This is a genomic window from Streptomyces sp. Y2F8-2, assembly GCF_014905555.1.
GTDB lineage: Bacteria > Actinomycetota > Actinomycetes > Streptomycetales > Streptomycetaceae > Streptomyces > Streptomyces cynarae.
In genome coordinates, this window is sequence record NZ_BNGS01000004.1 from 23,115 (window position 1) to 49,440 (window position 26,326).

Annotated in this window: 27 protein-coding genes and 1 pseudogene; 20 read left to right on the top strand and 8 right to left on the bottom strand. The window is 70.7% G+C overall.

Features of this window, described 5'->3' with window-relative positions; all coding sequences use genetic code 11:
* Positions 1-37 precede the first annotated feature (37 nt).
* Positions 38-2,161, top strand: coding sequence for a SpoIIE family protein phosphatase (locus SY2F82_RS14515; protein WP_236041457.1), 2,124 nt, complete (start codon positions 38-40; stop codon positions 2,159-2,161).
* Between the two features lie 19 nt (positions 2,162-2,180).
* Here SY2F82_RS14515 and SY2F82_RS14520 read toward each other — a convergent pair whose 3' ends face one another.
* Positions 2,181-3,635: a cytosine permease gene (locus tag SY2F82_RS14520; protein ID WP_236041459.1), complete on the bottom strand. Its 1,455-nt coding sequence runs from the start codon at positions 3,633-3,635 to the stop codon at positions 2,181-2,183.
* 217 nt (positions 3,636-3,852) lie between these two features.
* On the opposite strand from SY2F82_RS14520, the gene SY2F82_RS14525 reads away from it, so the two are divergent.
* On the top strand, positions 3,853-4,440 hold the full coding sequence (locus SY2F82_RS14525; RefSeq protein WP_200419482.1) for a hemerythrin domain-containing protein: 588 nt from the start codon (positions 3,853-3,855) through the stop codon (positions 4,438-4,440).
* 97 nt (positions 4,441-4,537) lie between these two features.
* Here the strand turns inward: SY2F82_RS14525 and SY2F82_RS14530 are convergent, their stop codons facing one another.
* Positions 4,538-4,852, bottom strand: coding sequence for a hypothetical protein (locus SY2F82_RS14530; RefSeq protein WP_200419483.1), 315 nt, complete (start codon positions 4,850-4,852; stop codon positions 4,538-4,540).
* A 61-nt stretch (positions 4,853-4,913) separates the two neighbouring features.
* Complete coding sequence (locus SY2F82_RS14535) at positions 4,914-6,158, bottom strand: MFS transporter (protein ID WP_200419484.1); 1,245 nt, start codon at positions 6,156-6,158, stop codon at positions 4,914-4,916.
* A 325-nt stretch (positions 6,159-6,483) separates the two neighbouring features.
* On the opposite strand from SY2F82_RS14535, the gene SY2F82_RS14540 reads away from it, so the two are divergent.
* Positions 6,484-7,047, top strand: coding sequence for a hemerythrin domain-containing protein (locus SY2F82_RS14540; protein WP_200419485.1), 564 nt, complete (start codon positions 6,484-6,486; stop codon positions 7,045-7,047).
* Between the two features lie 12 nt (positions 7,048-7,059).
* Here SY2F82_RS14540 and SY2F82_RS14545 read toward each other — a convergent pair whose 3' ends face one another.
* Positions 7,060-7,431, bottom strand: a complete 372-nt coding sequence (locus SY2F82_RS14545) for an ANTAR domain-containing protein (RefSeq protein ID WP_200419486.1) — start codon at positions 7,429-7,431, stop codon at positions 7,060-7,062.
* 101 nt (positions 7,432-7,532) lie between these two features.
* The gene (locus tag SY2F82_RS14550) at positions 7,533-8,585 is read right to left on the bottom strand and encodes a Ku protein (RefSeq protein ID WP_200419487.1); all 1,053 of its coding nucleotides are present in this window, start codon (positions 8,583-8,585) and stop codon (positions 7,533-7,535) included.
* A gap of 249 nt (positions 8,586-8,834) precedes the next feature.
* Between SY2F82_RS14550 and SY2F82_RS14555 the strand changes: the two genes are divergently transcribed.
* The 8 genes from SY2F82_RS14555 (at position 8,835) to SY2F82_RS14590 (ending at position 17,538) form a co-directional block, all read left to right on the top strand.
* Positions 8,835-10,040 carry an EfeM/EfeO family lipoprotein gene (locus tag SY2F82_RS14555; RefSeq protein WP_200419488.1) on the top strand — a complete coding sequence of 402 codons (1,206 nt, stop codon included), beginning with the start codon at positions 8,835-8,837 and terminating at the stop codon, positions 10,038-10,040.
* Positions 10,037-11,275, top strand: a complete 1,239-nt coding sequence (efeB, locus tag SY2F82_RS14560; RefSeq protein ID WP_236041461.1) for an iron uptake transporter deferrochelatase/peroxidase subunit — start codon at positions 10,037-10,039, stop codon at positions 11,273-11,275. Before SY2F82_RS14555 ends, efeB begins: the two co-directional genes overlap by 4 nt.
* 194 nt (positions 11,276-11,469) lie before the next feature.
* Positions 11,470-13,287 (top strand): phospholipase C, encoded by a 1,818-nt coding sequence (locus tag SY2F82_RS14565; RefSeq protein ID WP_236041462.1) that lies wholly within the window; start codon positions 11,470-11,472, stop codon positions 13,285-13,287.
* 25 nt (positions 13,288-13,312) lie between these two features.
* Entirely contained in the window at positions 13,313-13,642 is a 330-nt protein-coding gene (locus SY2F82_RS14570; protein WP_236041463.1) for an Lrp/AsnC family transcriptional regulator, read from the top strand.
* Positions 13,643-13,726: 84 nt separating this feature from the next.
* The gene (locus tag SY2F82_RS14575) at positions 13,727-15,223 is read left to right on the top strand and encodes a cytosine permease (protein WP_200419490.1); all 1,497 of its coding nucleotides are present in this window, start codon (positions 13,727-13,729) and stop codon (positions 15,221-15,223) included.
* A complete protein-coding gene (locus SY2F82_RS14580; RefSeq protein WP_200419491.1) occupies positions 15,220-15,774 on the top strand; it encodes a cysteine hydrolase family protein in 555 nt (184 codons plus the stop codon). Before SY2F82_RS14575 ends, SY2F82_RS14580 begins: the two co-directional genes overlap by 4 nt.
* 173 nt (positions 15,775-15,947) lie before the next feature.
* On the top strand, positions 15,948-16,349 hold the full coding sequence (locus SY2F82_RS14585; protein WP_103844916.1) for an SseB family protein: 402 nt from the start codon (positions 15,948-15,950) through the stop codon (positions 16,347-16,349).
* 103 nt (positions 16,350-16,452) lie between these two features.
* A complete protein-coding gene (locus tag SY2F82_RS14590; RefSeq protein WP_200419492.1) occupies positions 16,453-17,538 on the top strand; it encodes a hypothetical protein in 1,086 nt (361 codons plus the stop codon).
* A 45-nt stretch (positions 17,539-17,583) separates the two neighbouring features.
* On the opposite strand, the gene SY2F82_RS14595 is transcribed toward SY2F82_RS14590, so the two are convergent.
* The 3 genes from SY2F82_RS14595 to SY2F82_RS14605 all read right to left on the bottom strand — a co-directional run bounded on the left by SY2F82_RS14595 (position 17,584) and on the right by SY2F82_RS14605 (position 18,725).
* Positions 17,584-17,745, bottom strand: a complete 162-nt coding sequence (locus tag SY2F82_RS14595; RefSeq protein WP_200419493.1) for a hypothetical protein — start codon at positions 17,743-17,745, stop codon at positions 17,584-17,586.
* A 142-nt stretch (positions 17,746-17,887) separates the two neighbouring features.
* A complete protein-coding gene (locus tag SY2F82_RS14600; RefSeq protein ID WP_200419494.1) occupies positions 17,888-18,295 on the bottom strand; it encodes a MarR family winged helix-turn-helix transcriptional regulator in 408 nt (135 codons plus the stop codon).
* 79 nt (positions 18,296-18,374) lie between these two features.
* A complete protein-coding gene (locus tag SY2F82_RS14605) occupies positions 18,375-18,725 on the bottom strand; it encodes a VOC family protein (RefSeq protein ID WP_200419495.1) in 351 nt (116 codons plus the stop codon).
* Positions 18,726-19,052: 327 nt separating this feature from the next.
* Between SY2F82_RS14605 and SY2F82_RS14610 the strand changes: the two are divergent.
* The 9 genes and pseudogenes from SY2F82_RS14610 to SY2F82_RS14650 all read left to right on the top strand — a co-directional run.
* A pseudogene (locus tag SY2F82_RS14610) lies at positions 19,053-20,072 on the top strand (arabinogalactan endo-beta-1,4-galactanase); the annotation flags it as partial.
* 166 nt (positions 20,073-20,238) lie between these two features.
* Positions 20,239-20,526, top strand: coding sequence for an ArsR family transcriptional regulator (locus SY2F82_RS14615; RefSeq protein WP_200419496.1), 288 nt, complete (start codon positions 20,239-20,241; stop codon positions 20,524-20,526).
* A gap of 623 nt (positions 20,527-21,149) precedes the next feature.
* Complete coding sequence (locus SY2F82_RS14620; protein ID WP_200419497.1) at positions 21,150-21,677, top strand: SMI1/KNR4 family protein; 528 nt, start codon at positions 21,150-21,152, stop codon at positions 21,675-21,677.
* A gap of 704 nt (positions 21,678-22,381) precedes the next feature.
* On the top strand, positions 22,382-22,822 hold the full coding sequence (locus tag SY2F82_RS14625) for a hypothetical protein (RefSeq protein WP_200419498.1): 441 nt from the start codon (positions 22,382-22,384) through the stop codon (positions 22,820-22,822).
* A gap of 114 nt (positions 22,823-22,936) precedes the next feature.
* On the top strand, positions 22,937-23,902 hold the full coding sequence (locus tag SY2F82_RS14630; RefSeq protein WP_200419499.1) for an SMP-30/gluconolactonase/LRE family protein: 966 nt from the start codon (positions 22,937-22,939) through the stop codon (positions 23,900-23,902).
* 181 nt (positions 23,903-24,083) lie between these two features.
* Positions 24,084-24,560 (top strand): fluoride efflux transporter CrcB, encoded by a 477-nt coding sequence (gene crcB / locus SY2F82_RS14635; RefSeq protein WP_200419500.1) that lies wholly within the window; start codon positions 24,084-24,086, stop codon positions 24,558-24,560.
* Positions 24,561-24,594: 34 nt separating this feature from the next.
* Positions 24,595-24,966 (top strand): DUF190 domain-containing protein, encoded by a 372-nt coding sequence (locus SY2F82_RS14640; RefSeq protein WP_200419501.1) that lies wholly within the window; start codon positions 24,595-24,597, stop codon positions 24,964-24,966.
* Complete coding sequence (crcB, locus tag SY2F82_RS14645; RefSeq protein WP_200419502.1) at positions 24,963-25,337, top strand: fluoride efflux transporter CrcB; 375 nt, start codon at positions 24,963-24,965, stop codon at positions 25,335-25,337. Before SY2F82_RS14640 ends, crcB (SY2F82_RS14645) begins: the two co-directional genes overlap by 4 nt.
* Before the next feature lie 85 nt (positions 25,338-25,422).
* Positions 25,423-26,256 carry an undecaprenyl-diphosphate phosphatase gene (locus SY2F82_RS14650; protein ID WP_200419503.1) on the top strand — a complete coding sequence of 278 codons (834 nt, stop codon included), beginning with the start codon at positions 25,423-25,425 and terminating at the stop codon, positions 26,254-26,256.
* The last annotated feature ends 70 nt before the right edge of the window (positions 26,257-26,326 follow it).

The following is a 26,326-nucleotide window of genomic DNA, read 5'->3' on the forward strand; positions in this document are numbered from 1 at the left end:
CATAAGGCCCGATGTCCCAGGACCGCCCGGTGCGACCATGCTCTCCCCCCAGTGGCCGCCGGACGCGGACCTGTTCGGACCGGCCCCGGTGATCTTCGCCTCCCTGAGCGGTCCCGGGCACATCGTGGAGACCGCGAACTCGGCGTTCTTCGACATCGTCTGCGGCGGCCGGAGGCGGACCGGCGTACCGATCGTCGAGCTGATGCCCGGTGCGGCTCTGCAGGGCGTGATCAACCGCATCCGAGAGGTGTACCGCACCGGCGTTCCCTACCGCACCCGGGACAAACGGCTTGTCCTCGGGGAGCCGGGGGCGGAGCAGGAGAGGATCTTCGACCTCACCTATGAGCCCCGGCGGGACGCCGTGGGCAGGGTCGACGGGGTCGTGGTGATCGCCATGGACACCACCGCCTACCGTGACACGCAGCTGCTGGCGGCCGAGCAGCGCGCCCTGCTGGAGCAGATCGCGCGCGAGGCCCCGCTGCAGGAGATTCTCACCGGCATGGCCAGGACGATCGAGGACTTCTCCCCGGGCCTGCTCGTCTCGGTGCTGCTCGTCGACGCCGACGGCCGGCGGCTGCGGCACGGCACCGGCCCGAGCCTGCCCGACTTCTACAACGAGGCGATCGACGGGGTCCCGATCGGAGAGGGCCAGGGATCCTGCGGCACCACCGCGTACCGGCGCGCCCCGGTGGTCTGTACCGACATCGCCACCGATCCACTGTGGGCGGAGTACCGCGAGCTGGCGAAGCGGGCGGGGGTCGGGGCCTGCTGGTCCACCCCGATCCTGAGCACGGACGGCCGGTTGCTGGGCACGTTCGCCATGTACCACCGGACGCCGAAGATCCCGGAACTGAAGGACCTGGCCCTCGGCGCCGCCTTCACGCGCGTCGCGGCCCTGGCCATCGAGCGGCACCAGGCCGTGGCGGCGGGCCGAGCCGCGCGGCAGCGTGAGACCTCGGCCCGCGAAGACCTGGCCTTCGTCCTGGAGGCGAGCACCGCCATCGCGCGCGAACAGCACTACGCGAACAGTCTGCGGCGTCTGGCCCAGCTGACGGTCCCGGGACTGGCGCAGCTGTGCGCCGTCTACGTGGCCGACGGCGGCCACCGCAGCCGGATCGCCTCCGCGGCCGCGCCCCGGGCGGACGAGAAGCTGCTCGTGGCACCGGAGTGGTGCGAGGTGGTGGACCGCGCGGTCGCCCGCGTGCTGGCCTCCGGCACGACGGAGACCGGGTCCCTCCTCCTCCGCCCCGGCACAGTGCCCGGCGGGCGCGGAGCCGGTTACCTGTGCGTACCGCTCACGGCTCGCGGGTCCACGTTCGGTGCCCTGGCGCTGCTGGCCGTCGACCGGGACTGGGACGGCCACGTCGTCGCACTGGCCGAAGAACTCGCCGGCCGGGCGGCCATGAGTGCGGACAACGCCCGCCAGTTCACGCACCGGGTGCGGCTCGCGCACGAGCTCCAGGCCGGGCTGCTGCCACCGAAGCTGCCGCACGTGCCGGGCGCGGCCCTGGCGGCCTCGTACCATCCGGCCGGCGAGGGCCTCGACGTCGGCGGCGACTTCTACGACGTCTTCCCTCTGCCCGGCGACCGGTGGGCCGTCATGATCGGCGACGTGTGCGGTCACGGAGCGGTGGCCGCCACCACGACCGGTATGGTCCGGCACACGGCACGTGCGGTCGCCCGTCTGCTGCGCGACCCCGTGTCCGTGGTCGCCGCGATCAACGACGCTCTGGCCGAGCACACCGAGGGCCAGGACCTGTTCGTGTCGCTCGTCTACGGCGAGCTGCGGCACACCGCCACCGGACAGGCGGTGACCCTCATGCGCGCCGGCCATGTGCCGCCGCTCGTGCGCCGCGCAGGCGGCACCGTCGAGCGGCTCGTGCCGCCCGGCCTGCTGCTGGGCCTCGGCCTGGGCGGTGTGGGATCACCCGCGCGCGTCGACCTGCACCCGGGCGACGGCCTGGTCCTCGTCACGGACGGCATCACCGAAGCGCGGTCCCCGGAGGGCGAGCTGTTCGGTGAGGAACGGCTGGCCGACACGCTGACCACGGTTCCGCCCACCGCCGCCGCCCTGCTGGAGTCCGTCACCACCGCCGTCGCCGCCTTCACGCACGACACCTCCCTGGACGACCAGGCCGCGCTGGTCGTGACCGCCGTATGAGGTGATCCGAGGACGGGCGCTACGGTTCGCGGTGCTCGTGTGCCGCTCGTTCCAGTTCCGCGGCCTCCGCCTCGGCCAGTCGGCTCTCGGCCTCCACATCGATGGAGCGTGTCAGCAGCCAGTACAGCAGCGCGGCGACCGGCAGTCCGACGAACAGGGAGATGTCGGCTCCGCCGAGCGCCTCGGCGGCGGGCCCGACGTAGAGGTTCGCGACGGAGAAGAACGGCACCATGGCGGCGAACCCGACCAGGTACGCGATGATGCCGTGCCACCCCCAGCGCCCGTAGATCCCGCGCGGCTTGAAGATCTCGGCGATGGCGTAGTGGCCGCGGCGCACCACGTAGTAGTCCATGAGGTTGACCGCGGTCCACGGGATGAACAGGTAGAGCACCAGCAGCAGGAAGTTGTTGAAGTTCTGGAGGAAGTCCGACGTCGCGGACAGTGCGCCGATCAGGGAGAGCGCCGCGGTCAGTCCGATGGTCACCAGCCGTACGGCGAGCGTCGGGCGCACCCTTCTGAAGGAGTCGATGGCGCTGATGAGCGTCAGCGACCCGCCGTACATGTTCAGCGCGGTGACCGACACCAGCCCCAGCGCGGCGAACAGCAGCACGATGGCGCCGAATCCGCTGAACACCTTGTCGCCCGCGGCGTCGATCGAGCGGATCGTGTCGAAGTCCTTGCCCGCCCAGGCGGCGAGCAGCGTCCCGAGCACCATCAGCCAGATGCCGCCGAGCGCCGACCCGAAGTAGGTCCAGTAGAAGGTCTTGCGGACCGTCACGTCCGGCGGGAGGTACCGCGAGTAGTCCGAGACGTAGATGGCCCAGCTGATCTGGTAGCCGGCCACCACGCCGAACTGGGCGAGGAACGGCGTCCACCGGAAGGCGCCGAGGTCGAAGGAGCCCGGCGGGTAGTGCAGGGTGACCAGGATGCCCACCGTGAAGATCCCGAAGACGACCAGGAAGGTGTACGTCAGCACCTGCTCGGCCCGGTGGATGACGTCGTAGCCCACCAGCGCGACGAGGAAGGCGACGACGGTGACCACGACCACCCACAGGTCGACGCCTCCGTGCAGCGTGGTGTGCAGGGCGTCCCCGGCCAGGATGGTGTTGAAGACGTTGAACCCGGCGTACTGCAGGTAGGCGAAGAGCCACACCAGAAGGGCCCCGACATAGCCGAACTGGGGCCGCGACTGGATCATCTGGGGCAGCCCCAGTTGCGGGCCCTGGGCCGAGTGGAAGGCCATGAAGAAGGTGCCGACGACGGTCCCCGCCACGATCGCGATGAGCGACCAGACGAGGTTGCCGCCCTCGGTGATGCTGATCAGTCCCACCGCCAGCGTGGCGATCTGCGCGTTCGACATGAACCACAAGGGCCCGAGGTGCCACAGCTTGCCGTGGCGTTCGTCGAGTGGGACGTAGTCGATGGAGCGGATCTCCAGGCCCGGCATCCGCGGCTCTGCTGATGTGCTTGTCACGGCGCCTCCTGCGTGCCGGTCCGCCCGGTCACACGATCTTCCCCTGATCGCGCCTGGTCAAGAGGTGCGTCGCAACGCCCCCCGTTCCTCCTCACGGGGCGGTGCGACGAGGGACACCTGCGGCAGGCCGCTGTGCGACCTGTGCCCTGTTCGTTCTGTTTGTCCTAGGGGGATGGGGTTACCCGCCCAGTGACGACGCTCAGAGGAGGGCAGTGCCGTGAGCAATGCGACGATGGAACGCAAGGAGGCGGCGAGGCTTCCGGAAGGCGACGTGGTCCGCGTCCTGCTGGAGCAGCACGCACGTATCCGAGACCTGTTCGACGACGTGAAGAGTGCGCGGGGCGAACAGAAGAAGCAGACGTTCGACGAGCTGAGGGCGCTGCTGGCGGTGCACGAGACCGCGGAGGAGCTGATCCTGCGCCCCACCGCGAAGAGGACGGCCGGTGACGCCGAGGCCGAGGCCCGCAACCACGAGGAGGAGGAGGCCAACAAGGTCCTCGCCGAGCTGGAGAAGATGGACGTCACCAGCGCCGAGTTCGACGCGAAGCTCGCCGCCTTCGAGAAGGCCGTCATCGACCACGCCGAGCACGAGGAGCGGGAGGAGTTCCCCGCGGTGCGGCGCGGTTGCGACGAGGAGCAGCTCAAGGGCCTCGGGGCAAGGCTGCAGATGGTCGAGAAGGTGGCACCGACCCATCCGCACCCCACCGCTGCGGGATCGCCCGCGGCCCAGTTGCTGACCGGTCCCTTCGCGTCCATGGTCGACCGGGTGAAGGACGCGATCACCGGATCGTCGGGCCGCACCTGAGACTTGCGGGCGCACGCTCGACGCGTGCGCACCGGCAGACGGGCGACGCCACCGCCGGCGGACACCGGCGGTGGCGTCGCCCTGTCAGCGGGCACCGTCAGGGCTCCTGCGTGTCGCCGTCGCCCTCCCCGCGCTGCTGCCGGGAAGGCCGGGGCGGATGGGCCGCGCCCGTACCGCCCGGCTGGCCGCCCCCGGTGGTGCCGTAGCCGCCGGGAACGCCGGGCGCCATGTCGGCGTCCGCGTCCTCTTCCGTCACACGGCGCCGGGCCCTGACGCCCGCCCGGCGCTCCGGGTAGGGGTACTCGAACGGACGCGAAGCGGCGCGCCGGTCCTCGGCCTCGCGCTGCTCCCGGGCGGCCTGCTCGGCCGTCCGCCGCTCGTCACTGTCGTGGTTGCGGTGCTTGTCGTTCATGTGCGCCGAGTACCCAGAGCCGTCGTCGACAACGCGCCCTTCGTCCGGCGACGCGCATGTGTCAGGTGAGGGTGGCAGCCTGCTTCCTCGTGTTCCCGGGCGCGTTCTCGCGGCGCGGGAGCAGCAGCGGGGTGGCGAGGAGGAGGATCCCGGCGATCGCGATCGCGGTGCGGGCGCCGGTGACGGCGGCCAGCAGACCCCACAGAGCGGTCAGGGCCGCGATGGCGGCGCTGCTGCTGACCGACCACGCGGCCAGGGTACGGGCGACCCGGTCGGGGCCGGTGTGGTCGAGCCGGTAGGTGGCCAGCACCGGGTTGAACACGCCGATGCAGGTGACCAGGCCGAGTTGCACGGCGATGACGAGGACGATCCCGGGGACACCGGGCCGGACGAACGCCAGTCCGACAGGCCAGCACGCACGCAGCACCCCTGCGGTGAGCATCACCTTGTGCTGCCCGAACCGCGCCACGAGCCGGCGCGCCAGGCGTGAGCCGACGAGACCACCGACACAAGGGGCCGCGAACGCGAGACCGTACTGCCAGGGCGTGAACCCGAGGCGGCCCAGCAGGAGCACGGCGAGCAGCGGCTCGGAGGCCATGATCAGGCCGTTGACCGCGATCGTGTTGAGGAACAGCGGGCGCAGCGCGGGGTGGGTGAGGATGTGGCGCCATCCTTCGAGGAGATCGCCTGCGCGCAGCCGCGGCGCGCCGGTCCGCGCAGGGCGCGGTTCCGTCCCGCCGATGGCGCGGATGCCCAGCGCCGAGAGCAGGTAACTGACCGCATCGGCCACCACGGTCGTCACCGGGCCGAACATCCCGATCGCCGCCCCGCCGAGCGGCGGTCCGACCACCGTCGCGCTCCACATCGTGGACTCGAACCGGCCGTTCGCGACGAGCAGGTCCTCCCGGGGCACGAGCGCCTTCAGATACGCCCCGCCGGCCGCGTTGAAGGCGATGTTGGCCGCGGCGACCACGACGGAGACGACAAGCAGTTGGGCGAAGGTGAGCCGGCCGAGCGCGAACGCGGCGGGAACACTCATCAACGCGGCGAACCGGGTCAGGTCCATCGCCACCATGACCGGCCGTTTACGCCGGAACTCCACCCATGGACCGAGTGGCACCGCCACCACGGCTCCCACTGCCCGCCCCGCCGCGGACAGCGCCGCCACCTGGGTCGGCCCGGAGTGCAGCACCAGAACCGCCAGCACGGAGAACGCGCCGAACCCGAGCCCTGTGCCGTACGAGCTGACCGCATACGCCGCCCACAACCAGCCGAACCGCCGCCCCAGTGCCCGTCTCCCCGCCATACCCGACGCACCTCTCGCCGCCCCGAACAACCTGCCGCTGACCGTCGGCATCAAAGCGAGTGGCAGATGGCGAGATCAAACAACCGATCCAACAGGAAGGCACAACCTTTCGTTGTGCGCATACGGTGGGCTGCGTGGATCTCGATGCCGTGCACAGCTCCGTCGCACCTTCGTGGCCGCGCTGACGCGTCCCGCACTGGACGATCGGGGGCCTCCACCTACCGCGACAGCCTGGTTATCCGCCCGTCGACGGGGGCACCCGGTGTGCCGGGCGAGCCCTCGTGGGGTCGCCGTATCCAGCCGAATCCACAAGGAGGCAGCGGACATGGGCCATGGAGGGAACGTCATCAACGAACTGATGACGGACCATCGGGAAGTGGAGGAGCTCTTCGGCCGGATCGAGGCACTTCCGCCCGGTGACAAGAACCGCAAGGTGTACGCCGATCAGGCCGTCATGGAGCTCGTGCGTCACTCGGTGGCCGAGGAGGCCTACCTCTACCCGGCCGTACGGCAGTTCCTGCCCGACGGGGACGCGGTGGCAGACAAGGAGCTCGAGGACCACGCCAAGGCCGAACAGATCATGAAGGATCTGGAGCGCCACGAGGCCGACGACCCCGAGTTCGACCGGCTCATCGGGATGCTCATGACCGAGATCCGGTCCCATGTGGCCGACGAGGAGGGGAACCTCTTCCCGAGGCTCGGCGAAACGGCTTCCGCCGAAGCCCTCGACGAGCTGGGCGACAAGGTCCGGCGGGCGAAGCAGACCGCGCCGACCCGCCCGCACCCCGCCGCCCCGGACAAGCCCCCGGCCAACAAGCTGCTCGCGCCCGGCGCCGGCCTCGTGGACCGTATCCGTGACGCGCTCACGGGGCGCGGAGAGAAGGACTGACCGGTCGGCGGTTCACCGGTCGGGCCGGTCGGCGCGGGAGCGGATCTCGTACCGGCTGAGCGCCTGCCGCAGCTGGTTCAGCTCGGGGTCGGGCAGGGCATCACCCTGTGCGAACCTCAGGATGTGCTCGGCGACGACCCGCAGCTTGGTGTTGGTGTGCTGGGAGACGTCGCGCAGGACGCGCCATGCCTCCTCCGGCGCGATCCGTCCCAGCACGACCACGGCGCCCATGGCCTGGTCGATGGTGGCATGGGAGGTCACCGCCTGCCGCAGCTGCGCGTTCTCCTCGTGCAGCCGCTCGTTCTCCGTCGCCAGGTCGGCGGGGGAGAGCAGGTGCGCGGGCAGGCGCGGAGGGTACCGCTTGGATATCGCGTGGAACGCCATGGTGTGCCCCTGGATGAACGAGTGGCCGCAGTTCCAGCTTCCCCCAGGTCGGCGTCGCGGACGACCCGGATGCGCGGGGTCCCCGTCGGCCGCGCCCGTGCCTAGGCGCTGCGCGGCCGACGGGCCGTCCTCTTCTCCGCCGTCTTCTTTGCCGCGGCCCCTTTCGCCGCGGTCTTCTTCTGTGCCGTGTCCTTCCGCGTGGCGCTCTGCGCCCCGGCCTTCGGGGCGGTCTTCGCCGCGGGCTTCTTCGTGGTCTTCTTCCCGGCCGTCTTCTTCGCCGCGGTCTTCTCGGCGGGCTCCTTCTTCGCCGCCCTGCCGACGGTGGCCTTCTTCTCCGGCAGCTCGTGGACCTCGGCCTCCGTCTCCTCGCCGCGGAAGGCCTTCGCCTGGGCCACGGACGCCTGGAGCGCGGTCATCAGATCCAGCACCTTGCCGGGCCCCGCCTCCGGCTCAGGCATCTCGGGCGGCGCCTGCCCCTCACGCCGGGCCTCGATCACCTGCTCGAGCGCTTCGGTGTAGTGGTCGACGAAGTCGGGGCCCTGGAGGTCCTCACGGGTCATACGGTCGATCAGATGTTCCGCCTCGGTGATCTCGTCGTCGGAGAGCCGGACCTGCTGCGGAGCCAGCTCCCCCGGGTCGCGGATCTCGTCGGGCCACCGCATCGCGTGCAGCACGATCGCCTCGTCCCGCACCCTCAGCAGCCCGAGCCTCTCCCGGCCGTGCCAGGCGAACTTCGCCACCGCGACCTTCGATGTCCGCTCCAGCGCCTTGCGCAGCAGCGCGTACGGCTTCGCGGCGACCGTGCCGGACGCCTGCAGGTAGTAGCCCTCGCCGATGCGCAGCGGGTCGATCGACCCGGCCGGCACGAACGCGGCGATCTCGATGGCCTTCGCCGTGGGCAACGGCAGCTCACGCAGCTCCTCGTCGAGCACGGGCACGACCCGCTCCCTGGACAGCTCGTAGCCCTTGCCGATCTCCTCGGGCGGGACCTCACGGTCCTCCAGCTCGCAGTACTTGCGCACCCGGACCCGGCCCATGTCCTCCAAGTGGTACTGGTGGAAGCGCACACTGTGGTCCTCGGTCGCGGGCACCACGTTGACCGGAATCGTGACCAGACCGAAGCTGATCGCTCCCGACCAGATGCTCCGGGGCATCGCAGACCTCCGTGACATGCCCCGAGGGCACCAGCGTACGAAGGGCGCGGGCGCGTGGCACGGTGAAGCGGTCCGCAGGACTGACGACGACCATGACCGGCGAGCACCCGGTGAACCCTGGCGAAACTGTTGGTGTCCGCACCTGTCGCAGGGCCGTTCGGGCGTACGGTGCTGCCTAGCATGAGTGACGCGCCCGCCACCCGGGCGCGTCGGTACGTTCGCACGTCGTCCGGGGAGGCGCGGAGCAAAATGCCGGTGCCCGGCCTCGCATCACGGCGGGCCCGACTCTGGGCCGCGGGCGGAGCTCTCCTCGCCCTCGTCCTGGCGACGGCGCTGCTGGCCACCACCCTCGGCGGAGCCCGGCGCGCGCGGGCCGCCGCCGACGACGGGCTGCCGCACACCACCGTCGAGGTGTCACCGAGCGGCTGCGGACGGGGCTGGGACCGGCCGGTCCCCGGCCTGCAGGTCTTCGATCTGCACAACACCTCCAGCGGCCCCGCCGAGGTCTACCTCGAGGACGCCCGCACCAGGGCCGTCTACGGCGAGATGGAGGGCCTGGCACCGGGCACGACCCGGACGTTGACCCTGCGCCTCGGCAAGGGTTCGTACGCCTTCACCTGCGTGCCCGACGACGCCGACGCGGTCACCGGTCCCACCGTCCGCATCACCTCGGGACGGTCCGGGCCCGCGGCGGCCCCGGTCACCGAGCACGACCTGATCCCCCTGGCGATCGACTACCAGAAGTGGGTCGCGGGCGGCTTGGACGAGGTCGTACGGCTGACCGGACGGCTGAACGACGCCATCGACCGAGGCGACCTCGAGGAGGCCAGGGCCGCCTGGCTTCCCGCGCATCTGGAGTACGAGCGGCTGGGCGCGGCGTACGACGCCTTCGGCGACGCGGACAAGCAGATCAACGGAACGGACGCGGGGCTCGCCGGGGGCGTCCACGACCCGTCGTTCACCGGTTTCCACCGCATCGAGTACGGCTTGTGGCACGGCCGGACCGTCACCGGCCTGCGCGCCCCGGCGGGCGCCCTCGTCAAGGCGGTCACCGCGCTGCGCGACGGCTGGGCGCAGGCCCGTATGGACCCGGCGCAGCTGGGCCTGAGGGCACACGAGATCCTGGAGAACACCGTGCAGTTCGAGCTGACCGGGCGGACCGACTACGGCAGCGGCAGCAACCTCGCCACCGCCCGCGCCAACCTCGACGGCACCCGCGCCGTGCTGTCCCGGCTGCGCCCCCTGCTCACCACGCGGTACCCGGACCTGCCCGGCCTCGAGCGGGAACTGGACCGCGCCCAGCACACGCTGGACGGCTTCCACCACGGGGAGAGCTGGACGCCGCTCGACCGCCTGGACCGCTCGCAGCGCGAGCAGGTCGACGCGGTCCTCGACGACCTGGTCGAGCGACTCGCCTCGGTGGCGACACTCTGCGACCCGCGGAGGACGGTGTGAGCGCGTCCGTGGACACCAGTGGGGTGGGGCGGCGCGGCTTCCTGCGCGGTGCGGCCCTCGCGGGCGCCGGGCTCGCCGCGGGCGGCGCGGCGGCCCCGGCCGCCGCCGGCGGCGCGAGTGCGTCGCCCGTCGCGCCGTTCCACGGCACCCACCAGCAGTCGGTGCTCGCCGCCCCGCGCCGGGTGACCGCGTTCGCCGCCCTCGACGTGACCGCCCAGAACCGCGCCGACCTGGTCGACCTCCTGCGCACCCTCACCGCCCGCGCCCGCTTCCTCACCTCGGGCGGCACGCCCTCGCCCGTCGGCATCACCGGCCCGCCCGCCGACTCCGGCATCCTCGGCGAGCGGCTGCCCTCCGGTGCGCTGGCGGTGACCGTCGGCGTCGGCGCATCCCTCTTCGACGACCGCTTCGGCCTCTCCGCTCGCCGCCCGCGCAGGCTGACGACGATGCCGTCCTTCCCGGACGACGACCTCAGACCCGAGTGGTGCCACGGCGACCTCAGCCTCCAACTGCACGCCGACGACACGGACACCGTGTTGCACGCCCTGCGCGACATCGCCCGGCACACCCGTGGCGGCCTGCAGGTCCGCTGGCGCCTCGACGGATTCTCCAGCCCGCCCCGTCCCTCGGGCACACCGCGCAACCTGATGGGCTTCAGGGACGGCACGGCCAACCCGGACGCCACCGACGCCCGCGAGATGAACCGCCTGGTGTGGGTGGGCCCCGGCCTGGGTGAACCGGACTGGGCCGTCGGCGGCAGCTACCAGGTCGTCCGGCTGATCCGCATGCTCGTGGAGTTCTGGGACCGGGTCTCCCTCACCGAGCAGGAGCGGATGTTCGGCCGGTCCCGGGAGACCGGCGCGCCCCTGGACGGGAACGCGGAGCACGACACACCCGACTACGCGAACGACCCCAAGGGCGACGTCATCCCCCTGGACGCCCACATACGCCTGGCCAACCCGCGCACGGCGGCCACGGCCGACCAGCGGATCCTGCGCCGCGGCTACAACTACGACGCGGGCCTGGACAGCAACGGCAACCTCGACATGGGGCTGTTGTTCTGCTGCTACCAGCAGGACCCCGCCCGGCAGTTCGAGACCGTGCAGCGCCGCCTCGCGGGCGAACCCCTCACCGACTACATCAAGCCATTCGGCGGCGGCTACTTCTTCGCGCTGCCCGGTGTGCGGGACAGCGGTGACTGGTACGGACGGGAACTGCTGGCCGGGACGTCCTGAACGTGTATGGGCCGCCGCCGAGTCAACAGGCGGTCAAGTTTTTCCTTGGCTTCCCTGACCCGGTGTTCACTTGACCGCCACCGTGCCTCCAGCATCGTGCCGTTCTTTGAGCAGAGCATCCCTGACCGTATGGCGCAATAACGTTCGTGCCCGGAAGGTGAACCAGCATGGCCAGCAGAGGTAGACGAGCAACGATGAGGAGCCTCGGCGCGCTCGCGGGCGCCGCCGCGCTCACGGCCCTGGGGGCCGGCGCGCCCGCCTGGGCTGCAGCGCCGGACGGCCACGGGACCGACTCCTCGACGGCCACGCCCATCAAGCACGTGGTCGTCCTCTTCGACGAGAACATCTCCTTCGACCACTACTTCGCGACCTATCCGAAGGCCGCCAACACCGACGGCACGAAGTTCACGGCGTCGAAGAAGACCCCGAAGGACATCGACACCCTGGCGAACGCCGGGCTGCTGACGAAGAACCCCAACCAGTACGCGCCCAAGCGGCTCACCCCGTCCCAGGCCATGACCTGCGACCAGAACCACGCCTACGGGCCCGAGCAGTACGCGTACAACGGCGGCAAGAACGACCAGTTCGTCCAGAACACCGACTCCGGCAAGTGCTCCGGCAACCTGTTCGGCGAGCCGGGCCTGGTCATGGACTACTACGACGGCAACACGGTGACCGGGCTGTGGAACTACGCCCAGCACTACGCCCTCAACGACCGTTCCTACAGCTCGGTCTACGGCCCGTCCACGCCCGGCGCGCTCAACCTGGTCGCGGGTCAGACGCACGGCGTCATCTCCGTGGACCCCGCCTCCGGCACCGAGAACCCCAAGCAGACCTCGACGCCGGACTCGTACACCGTCGTCTCGCCGGACGCCAAGGGCGTCGGCACGGTCATCAACGACCCGGACCCGGCTTACGACGACTGCTCCGGCAAGGACCACACCAGCAAGAACGCGCTGGCCGCGATGCAGGGCCAGAACATCGGTGACCTGCTCAACTCCAAGAACGTCAGCTGGGGTTGGTTCCAGGGCGGCTTCCGCCCGTCCACCGCGTGGGACGGCAAGCAGGGCGACTACGCCAAGTGCGACACCACGCACACCAACGTCGGCGGTGCCGCCGTCGTCGACTACAGCCCGCACCACTCGCCGTTCGAGTACTACAAGTCGACGTCCAACCCGCACCACCTGCCGCCGAAGAGCGTCGACGAGATCGGCCACAACGGGCAGGCGAACCACAACTACGACCTGACCGACTTCGACGCGGCCCTGAAGGCGGGCAAGCTGCCGGCGGTCAGCTTCCTCAAGGCCGCCGAGTACCAGGACGGTCACGCGGGATACTCGGACCCGATCGACGAACAGCACTTCCTGGTGAGCGAGATCAACGCCATCCAGAAGTCGCCGCAGTGGAAGTCCACGGCCGTCGTCATCGCCTACGACGACTCCGACGGCTGGTACGACCACGCCTACGCCAAGCCGCGCAACGGCTCCACGGACACCTCCACCGGCTCCAACGGCAAGGCCACCGACAGCCCGGCCTGCCAGGCGGGCCCGGCCCCGGCCGGCGGCTACCAGGACCGCTGCGGCCCCGGCACCCGTCAGCCGCTGCTCGTGGTCTCCCCGTACAGCAAGGTCAACAAGGTCGACCACACGCAGACCGACCAGTCCTCGATCATCCGCTTCATCGAGGACAACTGGCACACCGGCCGGATCGGTGACCACTCCTTCGACGCCACCGCCGGCTCGCTCGCGGGCATGTTCGACTTCCGGCACCCCAACAACAAGCAGGTGCTGCTGAACACGGACGGCTCGGTGCAGTCGGTCGCCCCGATCCACCCGGTGAAGGCCGTGGCGACCAGCATCACCCCCGGCCCGGCGATGCAGAACACGGCCGCCAGCACGGACGCCTCGTCGTTCCCCGCCCTCCCGGTGGGCATCGCGGCGGGCGCCCTCGTCGCGGCCGGCGCCACCGGCACCGTCCTCACCCTGCGCCGCAGGGAGCGCGCGGGCGCCTGATCCGGCACACGCGCACACATGAGCGGTGGCCCCGGCGATCCCGGGGCCACCACCCGTTTCTACCGGCCACGGTGGGCTCGGGCTCCTCATCGACGCCGGCCTCATGGTGCGGGTCGCACCCGACCGCCTCGATGAGGTGGGGCGCACGCCGGCCGCGCACCCCGCGGTGCACGGCGCCTTCGCCACCACCCGCGCGGCCGACCTGCACCTCGCGATCTGGGTACGGGGCCTGGAACACCTCTACCGGTTCATCACACGGGACCTCGGCGGCCTCGGGGTCGACGGCGCCGAGACCGTGATCGTGGGCCACGCGGTGAAACGCCCCGGGAAGGGGCCAGGCGGCAGAGCCGGGTGAACCGTGCGCGGCGCGCGCTTACCCTGGACGCCGGCCCGGACCGACCGGGCCTGTGGCGAACGCGTTCAGACAGGCAGGTCGACGATGACGGACTCCTCCGACAGCAGACCCGGGGGACGGCAGTTCCAGGTGGAGCCGCACGGCCTCGACGTGATCGGCGACGCCGAGCGCAAGGGCACTCCGCGGACGCTGTTCTGGCCGTGGTTCGGGGCCAACGTCTCCGTCCTGGGACTCAGTTACGGCGCCTTCGCGCTCGGCTTCGGAATCTCCTTCTGGCAGGCACTGGCAGCCGGGGCGATCGGGATCGTCTTCTCCTTCCTGCTCTGCGGTTTCATAGCGGTCGCGGGCAAGCGCGGCTCGGCCCCGACGATGGTGCTCAGCCGCGCCGCGTACGGTGTGCGCGGCAACCGGCTGCCGTCGGTGATCTCCTGGATGCTCACCGTCGGCTGGGAGACGGTCCTGACCGCACTCGCCACCCTGGCCACCGCCACCGTCTTCGGACGGCTCGGCTGGGGCGGCGGCACCGGGACCAAGGTGGTGGCGCTCGTCCTGGTCGGCGCGCTGACCGTCGTCGGCGGCGTCATGGGTTTCGACCTGATCATGCGCCTGCAGACCGTGATCACCGTGGTCACGGGCGTGCTCACCGTCGTGTACATCGTCCTCGTCGCCGACCACATCCACTGGCACACGGTCAGTGCACATCCGGCCGGCTCCGCCCAGGAGTTCATCGGCGCCCTGGTCTTCATGATGACGGGCTTCGGGCTCGGCTGGGTCAACGCGGCCGCGGACTACTCCCGTTACCTGCCGCGCACCTCCTCGAGCCGCGGCGTGATCGGCTGGACCACCTTCGGCGCCTCGGTCGCCCCCCTGCTCCTGCTGGTCTTCGGGCTGCTGCTGGCGGGCTCGTCCGACACCCTCAGCAAGGCCGTCGCCGCCGACCCGATCGGCGCGTTGACCACGATCCTGCCGACCTGGTTCCTGGTCCCGTTCGCGGTGGTCGCGGTACTCGGCCTGGTGGGCGGCGCGGTGCTGGACATCTACTCGTCGGGCCTGGCGCTGCTCTCCGCCGGGCTGCGGATTCCCCGCCCCCTGGCCGCGCTGGTCGACGGCGTCCTGATGATCGCGGGCTCGGTCTACATCGTCTTCTTCGCCGGCGACTTCCTCGGCCCGTTCATGGGCTTCCTGACGACGCTCGGCGTCCCCATCGCGGCCTGGTGCGGCATCATGCTCGCCGACCTGGCCCTGCGCCGCCGCGACTACCACGAGGGCGACCTCTACCGTCCGCGCGGCCGCTACGGCGATGTCCCGCTCACCCCCCTGCTGCTGACCCTCGCCGCCACGGCGATCGGCTGGGGCCTGGTGACGAACACCGCCGCGAGCTGGCTGGACTGGCAGGGCTATCTCCTCGGCCCCCTGGGCCTCGGCGGCACCTCGGGCGCTTGGGCGTACGCCAACCTCGGCGTTCTCGCGGCCCTCGCGGTGGGCTTCCTCGGCACTCTCGTCCTCGGCCGCGGGCGTGCGCACCGGCAGGAGCGGGAGGCCATGGGCCGGACGGCGGACGAAGGCGCACCGATCGCATGACCGCCGCCGACCTGCTCGCCGTGATCGACATGCAGCGCGTCTTCGCCGATCCCGCGAGCCCCTGGGCCGCCCCCCGTTTCCGGGAGGCGGCGGACGGGGTACGGCGCCTGCTGCCCGCCTTCGGGGAACGCGTCACCTTCACCCGCTTCCTGGCACCCCGGACGCCCGAGGGCGCCTGGCGGGCGTACTACGAGCAGTGGCCTTTCGCCCTGCAACCGCCTCAGGCCCCGCTGTGGCGGCTGACCGACGACTTCGCCCCCGTGGCGCGGCACGTGGTGGACGCGACCACGTTCGGCAAGTGGACGCCCGAACTGGCCGGGCGGGTCGGACCCGAGGGCCGTCTGGTGCTGGCCGGTGTCAGCACCGACTGCTGCGTGCTGTCCACGGCTCTTGCCGCCGGGGACGCGGGAGTCGAGGTGCTGGTGGTCGCCGACGCCTGCGCGGGCGCCGACGACACCGCCCACGACCGGGCGCTGCGCGTGATGGACCTGTACCGTCCGCTGATCCGGGTGGTCACCACCGGGGAACTGCTCGAGGAGCGGCGGGACTGACAGACGTCCCCCTCGACGGCCGTTCCCGCCTGCGCGTCAGTCGTGCCCCTGACCGGGCCGACACCTGATCCGTGCGGCATGCATGGCCCGGCGCGGGATGGGTACGTGGGCGGGAGTGCGCCCGGAGCCACTGGTTCCGGGGCCTCCCGCCCGCACCTACCTGGGGATTTGCCATGGACACTCCGGACAAGAACCACCACCCGACCGCGGCCCAGGCGGCACTGGACACCCTTGCGGTGGATGCCGGGGACGCGGAGGCGCTGGACACGCTGGCCGGGAGCGATGTGCTCGTCCCCGTGCCGGACGACGCCAGCGAGGAGGACGCCAACAACCCGAACACCGTCGCGCTGCCCGTCCTGGAGCAGCCGGACGGCGAACAGACCGTGCCGGTGTTCACCTCGGAGACGGAGATGGCGGACCTGCTGCCGTTCGTCTCCCGCTACCGCCTGGTGCCGCTCGGCGCGCTCGCGTCCCAGTGGCCCACCGGCGACCTCACCCTGACCATCGACGCTGCCTCCCCGCACGGCCTGACCCTCAATTCGGACGGGGTGCGTCACCTGCTGGCCCGGCCGTAGGGCCGGCGCGCACGGCGGCGTCGGGGGTGGCGGCCCGCGACGCCCTGGAGCAGCGCACCGGCTGTGCGGAGGCGGGCCGGGCCGCGCGGTCCACAATGACCGCATGAGTTGGATCTCCGGCGTCGCCGGTGCCCTGGTCCTGGTGGCCGTGCTGTCCAGCATCGTACGCACTCTCGTGGTGCCCCGCGGGCTGTACTCGATCCTCGTGTACCGGCTCTGGTGGGCACTGAGGCGGCTGCTGCGGCTGGCCGCGCCGAGCGGCCGCTACGAGGACATCGACCGGGCACAGACCTGGCTCGCCCCGCTGATCCTGATCGGCATGCTCGCCATCTGGCTCGGTGGGGCGCTCGTGGGTTACGGCCTGCTGCTGTACTCCGTGTCCCCACTGAGCTGGAGCAATGCGTTCCGTGAGGCGGGCTCCAGCCTGTTCACGCTCGGCTTCGCCAGCGGTATGCGGCTGCGGCTGTCCGCGCTGGACTTCGTCGCTGCGGCCACCGGGCCCGTGGTCATCGCCCTGCAGATCGCCTACCTGCCCACCCTGTACGCCGCCTACAACCGCCGTGAACTGGAGGTCACCCTGCTGCAGTCCCGGGCCGGCGAGCCCGCCTGGGGCCCGGAGATCCTGGCCCGTCAGTGGCTCGTCGACACCGAGACCGCGCTGCCCGAGCTGTACCGTGCGTGGGAGCGGCTGGCCGCCGACATCGGCGAGAGCCACTCCACCTACCCGGTGCTGATCTCGTTCCGCTCACCGCGCCCGTACCGGAACTGGCTGGTCGGGATGCTCGCCGTCATGGACGCGGCGGCCATGCAGCTCTCCCTCGCGCCGCGCGCCGCGCCACCGGAGGCCCGGCTGGTGCTGCGGGCCGGGTTCACCGCCCTGCGCGACATCGCCCGCTCGCTGCGCTTCCCGTTCGAGGCCGACCCGGCACCCGACGCCCCGATCCACCTCACCTTCACGGAGTTCGACGCGGCCGTGGCGATGCTGGAGGCGACGGGCTTCATGGCGGAGCGGACGGCGCGGGAAGCCTGGCCGCACTTCCAGGGCTGGCGGGTCAACTACGAGGCGATCGCATACGAACTGTGCCGCCGCTGCGACGCCGTACCCGCGCTGTGGAGCGGTCCCCGCGACTTCGGCTCTCCCCAGATCCCGCCGCTCCGCCCGGTGGACCGGCGGCCCGCGGCGGAGTGAGCGCGGCCGGTCCAGGGCCGGGCGGGCCGATCTGGAGGACGGACCCTAGGCGTCCCTGCCGGAGACGTCGGCCTCGTCGCCGGCGGCCGTCTGCTCGGCCTCGTCGTCCGGGCGGACCCCGCTTCGTGACGGCTGCTGCTCCTCGAGCTGCTGCTGCTCCTCGAGATGCCTGCGTACCTCTTCCGGCTTGTCTCCGACCTGTTCCATGACGTCCCTCCGGTTGTCCTGGCCCATGTCGTGCGCGCCGCGGCGCCCGGACCACCAGGTTCACAGGGAGCGGCCACGCATGCGATCGCGCGCATGATGCCGGGACGGCGGCGCGCCGGGCTGACCAGCCCGTGCCGAGAGGTCAGACGGGTCGGCCGGGCCAGGACGTCAGCGTGCGGGCGAGGACCTCGCGTTGCAGCGGCAGCACCTCGGCGTGCAGCGCGCGGCCCTTCTCGGTCAGGGCCACCCATACGCCGCGCCGGTCCTCCTCGCACACCGAGCGCCGCACCAGGCCGTCCTTCTCCAGCCGCCCGATCAGCCGGGACAGCGCGCTCTGGCTCAGATGGACGCGCCCGGCGATGTTCTGCACCCGGCACTGGTCGCCGTGGGCGGGCGTCTCGGCGGCGAGGATGTCGAGGACCTCGAAGTCGCTGGCGCCCAGGCCGTGGGGGTGGAGCACACGGTCGATCTCGCACATGGTGCGCGCGTGCACCGACAGGATGTCCCGCCACTGATCCTCGAGCCGGGAGTCGGTCGTCTTCGCTGCCATACCCGCACGGTAACAGAAAAGCCCCCGTTTATTTACCTTGCAAATAGTGTGTGTGCAAGCACTTCACGCAGGGCGAAACCTACGCGGCCGGGTCCTGGAGGAGGCCCACGAGGTTGCCATCCGCGTCCTTCACCGAGGCGATCAGCCTGCCGCCGCCGACGTCCTGGAGGTCCTGAAGCACCTCGGCCCCGGCGTCCACCAGCGCCCCGAGCCGGGCCTCGATGTCGGACACGTGCCAGAAGGGCGCCGGCCCGGTCAGGCCCTTGGCGTGCCCGTTCGGGTCCAGCCCGACGTCCTGGCCGGCGACCCGGAACCCCACGTAGTAGGACTCGTCCACGTACGGCTCCGTCTTCAGCAGGGCGCTGAACATCGACTTGGCGGCGGCCAGGTCCTTGACGGGGTAGATGATGGTCTGCAGGCCCGTGGTCATGGTGTGCTCCTTGCGGTGGGCGGGCCGGCGTCGTTCGCCGGTGCTCCCACGCTACGGAGGGGGAGTGACGCACGGCTTCTCCAAAACTGACCGGTCGCACGAGAGCGCCGACGGCTGGGGCCTCTCGTTCGGATCATGCCGGGCTCGTGGCACCAGGCCCCGCTCCCTGATCCGGCCTGATCCAAACGAAAGACCCTAGGTGGCCGAGCGACGCGCCCGTGCGACCGTGAGGTCACGTCGACTCGCGTTTCACCAGCTCCGTCGGCAGGATCACCGCCGCCGGGTCCTCGCCGCCGATCTGCGCCAGCAGGACGCGGACCATCTCGTGTCAAGGGCGCCGACATCTCATCCCTGGCGAAGAGCGAGGCGCTCGGGGGTGTCTACAGGACGAACTCCGGCGCGACGGGTGACGCACTGGCCATCCTCAAGTCCGCCGGGATGAACTACGCGCGCCTGAAGGTCTGGGTGAACCCGGCCGACGGCTACAACAACAAGACGCACGTCCTCGCCATGGCCAAGCGCATCAAGGCGCAGGGCATGAGGCTCCTCGTCGACTTCCACTACTCGGACACCTGGGCCGACCCGGGCACGCAGACCAAGCCGGCCGCGTGGGCGGGCCACTCGTACAGCCGGCTGAAGACGGACGTCTACAACCACACCTACGACGTCCTGAACGCCCTCAAAGCCCAGGGCACGACGGCCGACATGGTGCAGATCGGCAACGAGATCAACGGCGGCATCCTGTGGTCCGAGGGCTCCACGGACCACAGGTCCCAACTCGCCGGCCTGCTCAACTCCGGTTACACCGCCGCCAAGGCGGTCTCCTCGTCCACCGTCGTGGCGCTCCACCTCGCCAAGGGCGGTGACAAGTCGGGCACGGAATGGTGGTTCGACAACGCTGTGGCGAACGGAGTGAAGTTCGACGCCATCGGCCTGTCGTACTACGGCTACTGGCACGGCCCGCTCTCCGACTTCCAGAGCACCGTCGACGACGCCGCCTCCCGCTACGGCAAGCCGGTGTTCGTCGCGGAGACGGCCTACCCCTTCCGGTTGGACAGCAAGGACTCGCTGACCAACCAGATCGACACCACCGGTGAGCTGGTGAACGGCTACCCGGCGACCACGGCCGGGCAGGCCGCCTGGCTGCGGGACGTGCTGAACATCGTGGAGGCCGTGCCGAACGGCCGCGGCCTCGGCGTCTTCTACTGGGAGGCCACCTGGACCGCGGTCACCGGCAACGGCTGGGACGCGACCGACCCGTCCTCCGGCAACGGATGGGAGAACCTGGCCCTCTTCGACTACGACAACAAGGCGACCCCGGCGATGAGCTGGTTCAGCCACCGCTGAAACCCCGCCGAACCACGGGGAAGCCAGGGCCCCGGCCGCGTGTGCGGCCGGGGCCCCGCGCGTACAAGGGGCCGTTCGGCCCTTGTGAGTTCGGCCCGATCGGGCCTCGGCCCCGCGCCGTCCGTCACGGCAGAGTGGGACCAGAGGGCGGTACGGAAGGGACGAGATGCTGAAGAGACCCGCCGGCGACAGGCGGCTGCGGATCCTGGAGTGGCTGAAGGACCCGGGAGCCCACTTCCCGCCCCAGCAGGACACCGACCTCGCCGAGGACGGCGTGACCGCGGCCGCCATCGCCTCGAAACTCGGCGTACCCCGCTGCGTCGCGGAGTCCGACCTGCGCCTCCTGGCCGCCATCGGCATCCTCCGCACGACGAGAATCCGCCGCCGCACTCTCTACCGCCGCGATGAGGTTCGGGTCGCCGAGGTGGCGCGGATGTTCGAGAAGGGCTGGTGAGTCACCGAACGTCCGAAGCCCGGTCTGCGGTCGGCCCTCGCAGCCAGCGGCCCCGTGAACTGTGCTGCGGCAGGTGGCCCGTCCGAACGCGCCGCCCGCGATGAACGCGATGCGCAGCGAGGCCTCTCTGCCTTCGCGGTCTCCTTCGACGTGCTTTGGTTACGCGTTAGGCGCCGGGGTGGCCGGACGAACCTTCGGCGCCCCGCCGCGTAACCGTGGAGCTGAACCCGCCGACGACGATCCACGACACCGGCGCGGAGCTGAACTGGTCGGCATACACCAACCCGTCCACGGCGGCCGAACGGATCGTAGTTGTAGTTGACGGTCGAGGCGCCGGTGCCGGCGGTCAGCAGGCGGTTTCCCAACTCCGGCGTCCCGACGAGCATCGACTACACGTACACCATCCTCGGATCCGATCCGGTGCACTGCAGCTTCACGACCCGCGACATGTACATGGGGGCCCTCGCCGACACTAACCTCGGCGCGGATCCGTTCACCGGCAACCGATACGCCCCGTCGCGCCCGGCGCCACCAGCGTGGCGTCCGACGGGGTGAACGTCTGGTAGACCGAGCGGTGGACCTGGTACTCGACGATGCCGTCACCGGGGAGGTACGACGTGCACGTGAAGGCTACCTTCGATGACCTGCGCGAGCTGCTGGGCGAGCCGCGCTTCCTGTGGACCGATCCACAGCCGTGGACCAGCCTCGAGCGGGATCTGGGAATACAGTTTCCGGAGGGCTACCGGAAGTTCGTGGACGCCTACGGCGCAGTGCTGATCAACAATCAGCTGACCGTGTTCCACCCTGCGACGGTGTGGTACAACCTGGGTGAGGCGATCAGGGAAGAGCCGGGCAATTGGGCTGACTTCCCAGAAGAAGATTTGCCTCCACATCCGTTCGGTACCGGTCCCGGCGAGCTCTTCCCCTGGGGGAGCTCGGCTTCGGGAGAGGCGGTCTACTTCAGGGTGCCGCGGGATGACTCGGATCAATGGGCCATCGGAGTCATCGAGCACGACGAGTCCGGGTACTACGAGTACGCCATGACATTCAACGAATGGATGTTGGCGTATCTCAAGGGCGAGGAAATGGCCATCTGCTCCCGTAACTTCGCGCCCGACCGCCCCTTCTTCAGTGAGCTGCCGCAGCCCTAGCGGCTGAAGCCCACGACCAGCAGCGCGACGGCTCGCCAGATACCCTGGCGAGCCGTCGTCGCTCGGGGCCACGCCCCTGCCGGGAGATCAAGAGGAACGCAGGGTCGTCGGGGGTCTTGCTGTCGAGTACCGGGTGATGGAGGCCGTTCTCGTCAGCCGCTGGAACAGGACGTGTCTGCCACCTCGAGGGTGTAAACGCCCTCCGTGCGACAGGGGCGTTCACTCGAGTCGTCCCACTTGAGCGGGGGGCCTTGCTGCAGTCGCGCGAGGCCGTAGCCGGATTCACCGACGACGCAGGGAACGCAGTCCTCGCGGCCCTCGCTCCCGTGCTCCCTCGGGGGATGCCGAATTACGATCCCGCGTCCCCGGACATTCGCCACGTCCCCCGAGACGCAAGCCCTGTATGAGTCCGGCACGTGTGGGGGACCCTGCGGCGCACCGACGCCACGGTGCGGCCCGTCTGCACCTCGCAGCAACACGTTGTTGCGGCGCCCCAGGTTGGACCGCTTTCGTCTCGGCGGCATCGCTCTTCCACGAGGCGGCGGCGGACGTGCACGGGAGTGAAAAGGTTGTACGCCCGCTGCGGGCTTCCTGTGTGTCCTTCGCCACGCGTGAGACCCGTGATGTTCGCGACTTGGCACGCGCTTGACCAGCAGGAGGGGTTCGGTTGGCGTTCCCCGGAGCTGAGTAAAGGACGGGTTCCGATGGGCCAGGGGGACGAACGCGGGCCGTACGCGAACGAGATGCGGCCGTATGCGGCTGTCTTCGTCACGCGCGTCACTGCCCGCAACCGGTTGCCGTTGGACTACTCCGTGGCCAGCCTGCGCGTCGTCGACTTCATGGTCGACGGCCTGCGCAAGGGTGGAGCCGACCGGAAGCGGATGTCCGGGACGCTGTTGGCGCTGGGCGCGTACGTCGGTGAGGTGCTCGTGCGCCGCGCGGGGGCGGTGTGGGTGGACTTCGACGCCGAGCAGCGCGCCTACTTCGGGCAGTCGGTCGGCGTACGCATGCCGGACGGGCGGGTCTGGAACCCCCTCGGCAAGGTCTTCAACCGCTTTGAACTGGGCGGCCCCGAGGACTCCCTGCAGCTCTTCTACCTGACGTTGCACGGCAGAGCGCGGGGAACGGCGGGCGTGACGTCCTGACCCACGGGTGTGCGCGTGGGCGGACCGCGCCCTCGCACGGGTCCGAAAGAGAGCGGGCGCCTGCGGGTACCCCCTGCGAGGATGAACCGTCTTCGCAGTGAAGGGCAGGCACGCATGGACCGTCCCACGGCTCTTGTTCCGCTCGGCTACGTCACCATCGGCGGCCGGGGTCCCGAGGACGTCGTCGTCGACCGGCGCGGGCGGGTGCTCACCGGTGTCGAGGGCGGCCGCATCCTGCGCCTCGACGGACTCGCCGACCCGGCCCGTACCCGCGTCGAGGTGCTCGCCGAGACCGGTGGCCGCCCCCTCGGCCTCGAACTCCTCCCCGACGGCGACCTGTTGGTCTGCGACGCGCACCGCGGACTGCTGCGGATCCACCTCGAGGACGGCACCGTACGGGTCCTCGCCGACTCGGTGGCGGGGGAGCCCCTGCGGTTCTGCAGCAACGTCGTCGCCCTCTCCGACGGCACGCTGTACTTCACCGTGTCCAGCCGCCCCTACCCCTTCGAGCAGTGGATCGGCGACATCGTCGAGCACACCGCAACGGGGCGGCTGCTGCGCCTCGCACCAGGCGCCGGGGAACCCGAGGTGCTCCTGGACGGGCTCCAGTTCGCCAACGGCCTCGCGCCCTCGAAGGACGAGTCCTTCCTCGTCGTCGCCGAGACCGGAGCCCGACGCCTCAGCCGCTACTGGCTGGCCGGACCGCGTTCCGGGCGCGCCGAACCATTCCTCGAGGACCTCCCGGGGATGCCGGACAACCTCTGGCGCGAAGGACCCGACGGGCCGATCTGGGTCGCCCTCGCCGGACCGCACGTCCCCGTCCTGGACCTGCTGCACCGCGCCGCCCCGCCCGTGCGTCGCGCCGCCGGCCGGCTCGCGGTGCGCGCCCCGTACCGCCCGGCGGCCATGGCCGGCGTCCTCGCGGTCGACGACGACGGCCGGGTCCGACGGCACCTGGTCCACCGTCCCTCCGGCTTCCGCATGTCCACCAGCGCCTGCGTCGCCGACGGCCGTCTGGTCCTCGGCAGCGTCTGGGAACGCGGCATCGCCGTGTGCGAGCTGCCCGACGACCCCGGCTGATGACCCGCGTGTGCGCGGCCGCCGCGCCCGGAGGTAACCTGTTCCCCGGCCGCGATCATGTCCCGCGGCGCGGCGGTGGGGCCCGCCGTACCCGAACCGCGGCAGTGCCGCCGCCAACGGTCCCTACTTGCGATGAGCGTGCCCGTCCGGCAGGGCCCCGGCGAGTAGGAGAAGTACGTCCATGTCAGTCCCGCACCCCAAGAGCGCCGACACCACCGGTGCCGCACCGCGCGAACCGGCGCTGCGGCCGTCCCCGTGGCACGGACAGGGACCCGTGGTCGCGGTCGTCGCCCTCGGCGGCGCCATCGGCGCCACGGCCCGCTACGGGGCCTCGCTGCTGTGGTCCGCACGAACCGGGGGATTCCCCTGGACCACCTTCGGTGTCAACCTCGTCGGCTGTGCCGTGATCGGCGTCTTCATGGTCGTGATCACCGATGTGTGGGCGGCCCACCGGCTGGTGCGGCCCTTCTTCGGCACCGGCGTGCTAGGCGGCTTCACCACCTTCTCGACGTACGCCGTCGACATCCAGAGGCTGGTCGACGCGGGCCATCCGCGCACCGCACTCGCGTATCTGTTCGCGACGCTCCTCGGGGCCCTCGCCTCGGTCTGGCTCGCGATGACGACCGTCCGTCGCGTCCTTGCGTGGCGGCAGCGATGAACGACACCACCGACCGGCGCCCGTGGAGGCGGCCATGACACGACTCACCGGCAGGGCCCTCAGGCTGACCGTCTTCATCGGCGAGCACGACACATGGCACCACAAGCCCCTCTACAGCGAGATCGTGCACCGGGCGCATGCCGCGGGTCTCGCGGGCGCGAGCGTCTTCCGCGGCATCGAGGGCTTCGGCGCCTCGTCGCTGATCCACACCTCGAGGCTGCTGTCGCTGAGCGAGGACCTGCCCGTCGCCGTCGTGATCGTCGACACGGAGGAGCACGTCCGTGCCTTCCTGCCCCAGCTCGACGAACTCGTCACAGAAGGACTCGTGACGCTCGACGACTGCGAGGTCATCCGGTACGCCGGACGCGGGGGCACCGGACGAGGGAAAGGTGAGAACACGTTGTGAATTGGCTGCTGGTGATCCTCGGTGCCGTGGTCGGCGCACCCCTGCGTTACCTGACCGACCGCGCGGTGCAGCTCAAGCACGACACGGTCTTTCCCTGGGGCACCCTGGTGGTCAACGTCACGGGCTGCCTCGTCCTCGGCCTGCTGACCGGCGCCGCCGCGTCCGGCCATGCCTCGCCGCACCTGCAGCTCCTGCTCGGCACGGGCCTGTGCGGGGCGCTGACCACGTACTCGACGTTCTCGTACGAGACACTGCGGCTTACCGAGACCGGCGCGGGGTTCTACGCTGCCGTCAACGTCGTCGCAAGCGTGACGGCGGGCCTCGGTGCGGCTTTTGCCGGGGTTTCGCTCGCCCAGGCCGTGTGGCCCTAGTCGGCGGCCGTCACCCGCGCGTAGTACAAATTTCCCAGCACCACCGTCTACAGCACTGTCGACCAACTCCTCAGAACTGGATCCCATGAGCGTCATCAACGTCGGTCAGGCCGCCGTCCTCGGAGTCGTCGAGGGATTGACCGAATTCCTCCCCGTGTCCTCGACCGGCCATCTCAAGATCACCGAGGGGCTGATGGGGATCCCCGTCGACGACCAGGCCGTCGTCGGTTTCTCGGCCGTCATCCAGGTCGGCGCGATCGCGGCCGTGCTCCTGTACTTCTTCAAGGACATCGTGCGGATCGTCTCCGCCTGGTTCCGGGGCCTGTTCAACAAGCGGGAGCGGTATCACCACGACTACAAGTTCGCCTGGTGGGTCATCGCCGCGACGATCCCGATCGTCCTGGTCGGTCTGGCGGCGAAGCCGCTCATCGACGGGCCGCTCGCCTCGCTGTGGGTGGTGGCCGGCTCGCTGATCGTCGGCAGTGGCGTGATGTGGTGCGCGGACCAGATGGGCCGGCACAAGCGCGGCGAGGACGACACCTCCTTCAAGGACGCGATGCTGGTCGGCAGCTCGCAGATCCTCGCCCTGCTCTTCCCGGGCTTCTCCCGCTCCGGCGCCACCATGTCCACCGCGCTCATCCTCGACCTCGACCGGGTGGCCGCCACCCGCCTCTCCTTCTTCCTGGGCATCCCGGCCCTCACCGGCGCCGGCATCTACGAGCTGAAGGACGCCCTGGGTACGGGGGTGGGCGCCGCGCCGCTGGCCGTCGGTACGATCGTGTCGTTCGTGGTCGCCTACGCCTCGATCGCGTGGCTGCTGAAGTTCGTCGCCAAGCACTCCTTCAACGCCTTCGTGATCTACCGGATCGTGGTCGGCGTGGCGCTCCTCGGCCTGCTCGCGACCGGTGTGCTCAGCTGACCAGGTCCGTCCTGGGAGCAGCGCACGAGCTGATCACCGCTGATCATCGGGGGTCGGGAAGCCGATATTC

Coding starts and splice junctions, on each gene's coding strand:
- SY2F82_RS14515 (WP_236041457.1), top strand. CDS start 38: ATGCTCTCCCCCCAGTGGCCGCCGGACGCGGACCTGTTCGGACCGGCC.
- SY2F82_RS14530 (WP_200419483.1), bottom strand. CDS start 4,852: ATGAACGACAAGCACCGCAACCACGACAGTGACGAGCGGCGGACGGCC.
- SY2F82_RS14535 (WP_200419484.1), bottom strand. CDS start 6,158: ATGGCGGGGAGACGGGCACTGGGGCGGCGGTTCGGCTGGTTGTGGGCG.
- SY2F82_RS14540 (WP_200419485.1), top strand. CDS start 6,484: ATGGGCCATGGAGGGAACGTCATCAACGAACTGATGACGGACCATCGG.
- SY2F82_RS14545 (WP_200419486.1), bottom strand. CDS start 7,431: ATGGCGTTCCACGCGATATCCAAGCGGTACCCTCCGCGCCTGCCCGCG.
- SY2F82_RS14550 (WP_200419487.1), bottom strand. CDS start 8,585: ATGCCCCGGAGCATCTGGTCGGGAGCGATCAGCTTCGGTCTGGTCACG.
- SY2F82_RS14555 (WP_200419488.1), top strand. CDS start 8,835: ATGCCGGTGCCCGGCCTCGCATCACGGCGGGCCCGACTCTGGGCCGCG.
- SY2F82_RS14565 (WP_236041462.1), top strand. CDS start 11,470: ATGAGGAGCCTCGGCGCGCTCGCGGGCGCCGCCGCGCTCACGGCCCTG.
- SY2F82_RS14575 (WP_200419490.1), top strand. CDS start 13,727: ATGACGGACTCCTCCGACAGCAGACCCGGGGGACGGCAGTTCCAGGTG.
- SY2F82_RS14580 (WP_200419491.1), top strand. CDS start 15,220: ATGACCGCCGCCGACCTGCTCGCCGTGATCGACATGCAGCGCGTCTTC.
- SY2F82_RS14585 (WP_103844916.1), top strand. CDS start 15,948: ATGGACACTCCGGACAAGAACCACCACCCGACCGCGGCCCAGGCGGCA.
- SY2F82_RS14590 (WP_200419492.1), top strand. CDS start 16,453: ATGAGTTGGATCTCCGGCGTCGCCGGTGCCCTGGTCCTGGTGGCCGTG.
- SY2F82_RS14595 (WP_200419493.1), bottom strand. CDS start 17,745: ATGGAACAGGTCGGAGACAAGCCGGAAGAGGTACGCAGGCATCTCGAG.
- SY2F82_RS14600 (WP_200419494.1), bottom strand. CDS start 18,295: ATGGCAGCGAAGACGACCGACTCCCGGCTCGAGGATCAGTGGCGGGAC.
- SY2F82_RS14605 (WP_200419495.1), bottom strand. CDS start 18,725: ATGACCACGGGCCTGCAGACCATCATCTACCCCGTCAAGGACCTGGCC.
- SY2F82_RS14615 (WP_200419496.1), top strand. CDS start 20,239: ATGCTGAAGAGACCCGCCGGCGACAGGCGGCTGCGGATCCTGGAGTGG.
- SY2F82_RS14625 (WP_200419498.1), top strand. CDS start 22,382: ATGGGCCAGGGGGACGAACGCGGGCCGTACGCGAACGAGATGCGGCCG.
- SY2F82_RS14630 (WP_200419499.1), top strand. CDS start 22,937: ATGGACCGTCCCACGGCTCTTGTTCCGCTCGGCTACGTCACCATCGGC.
- crcB (WP_200419500.1), top strand. CDS start 24,084: ATGTCAGTCCCGCACCCCAAGAGCGCCGACACCACCGGTGCCGCACCG.
- SY2F82_RS14640 (WP_200419501.1), top strand. CDS start 24,595: ATGACACGACTCACCGGCAGGGCCCTCAGGCTGACCGTCTTCATCGGC.
- SY2F82_RS14650 (WP_200419503.1), top strand. CDS start 25,423: ATGAGCGTCATCAACGTCGGTCAGGCCGCCGTCCTCGGAGTCGTCGAG.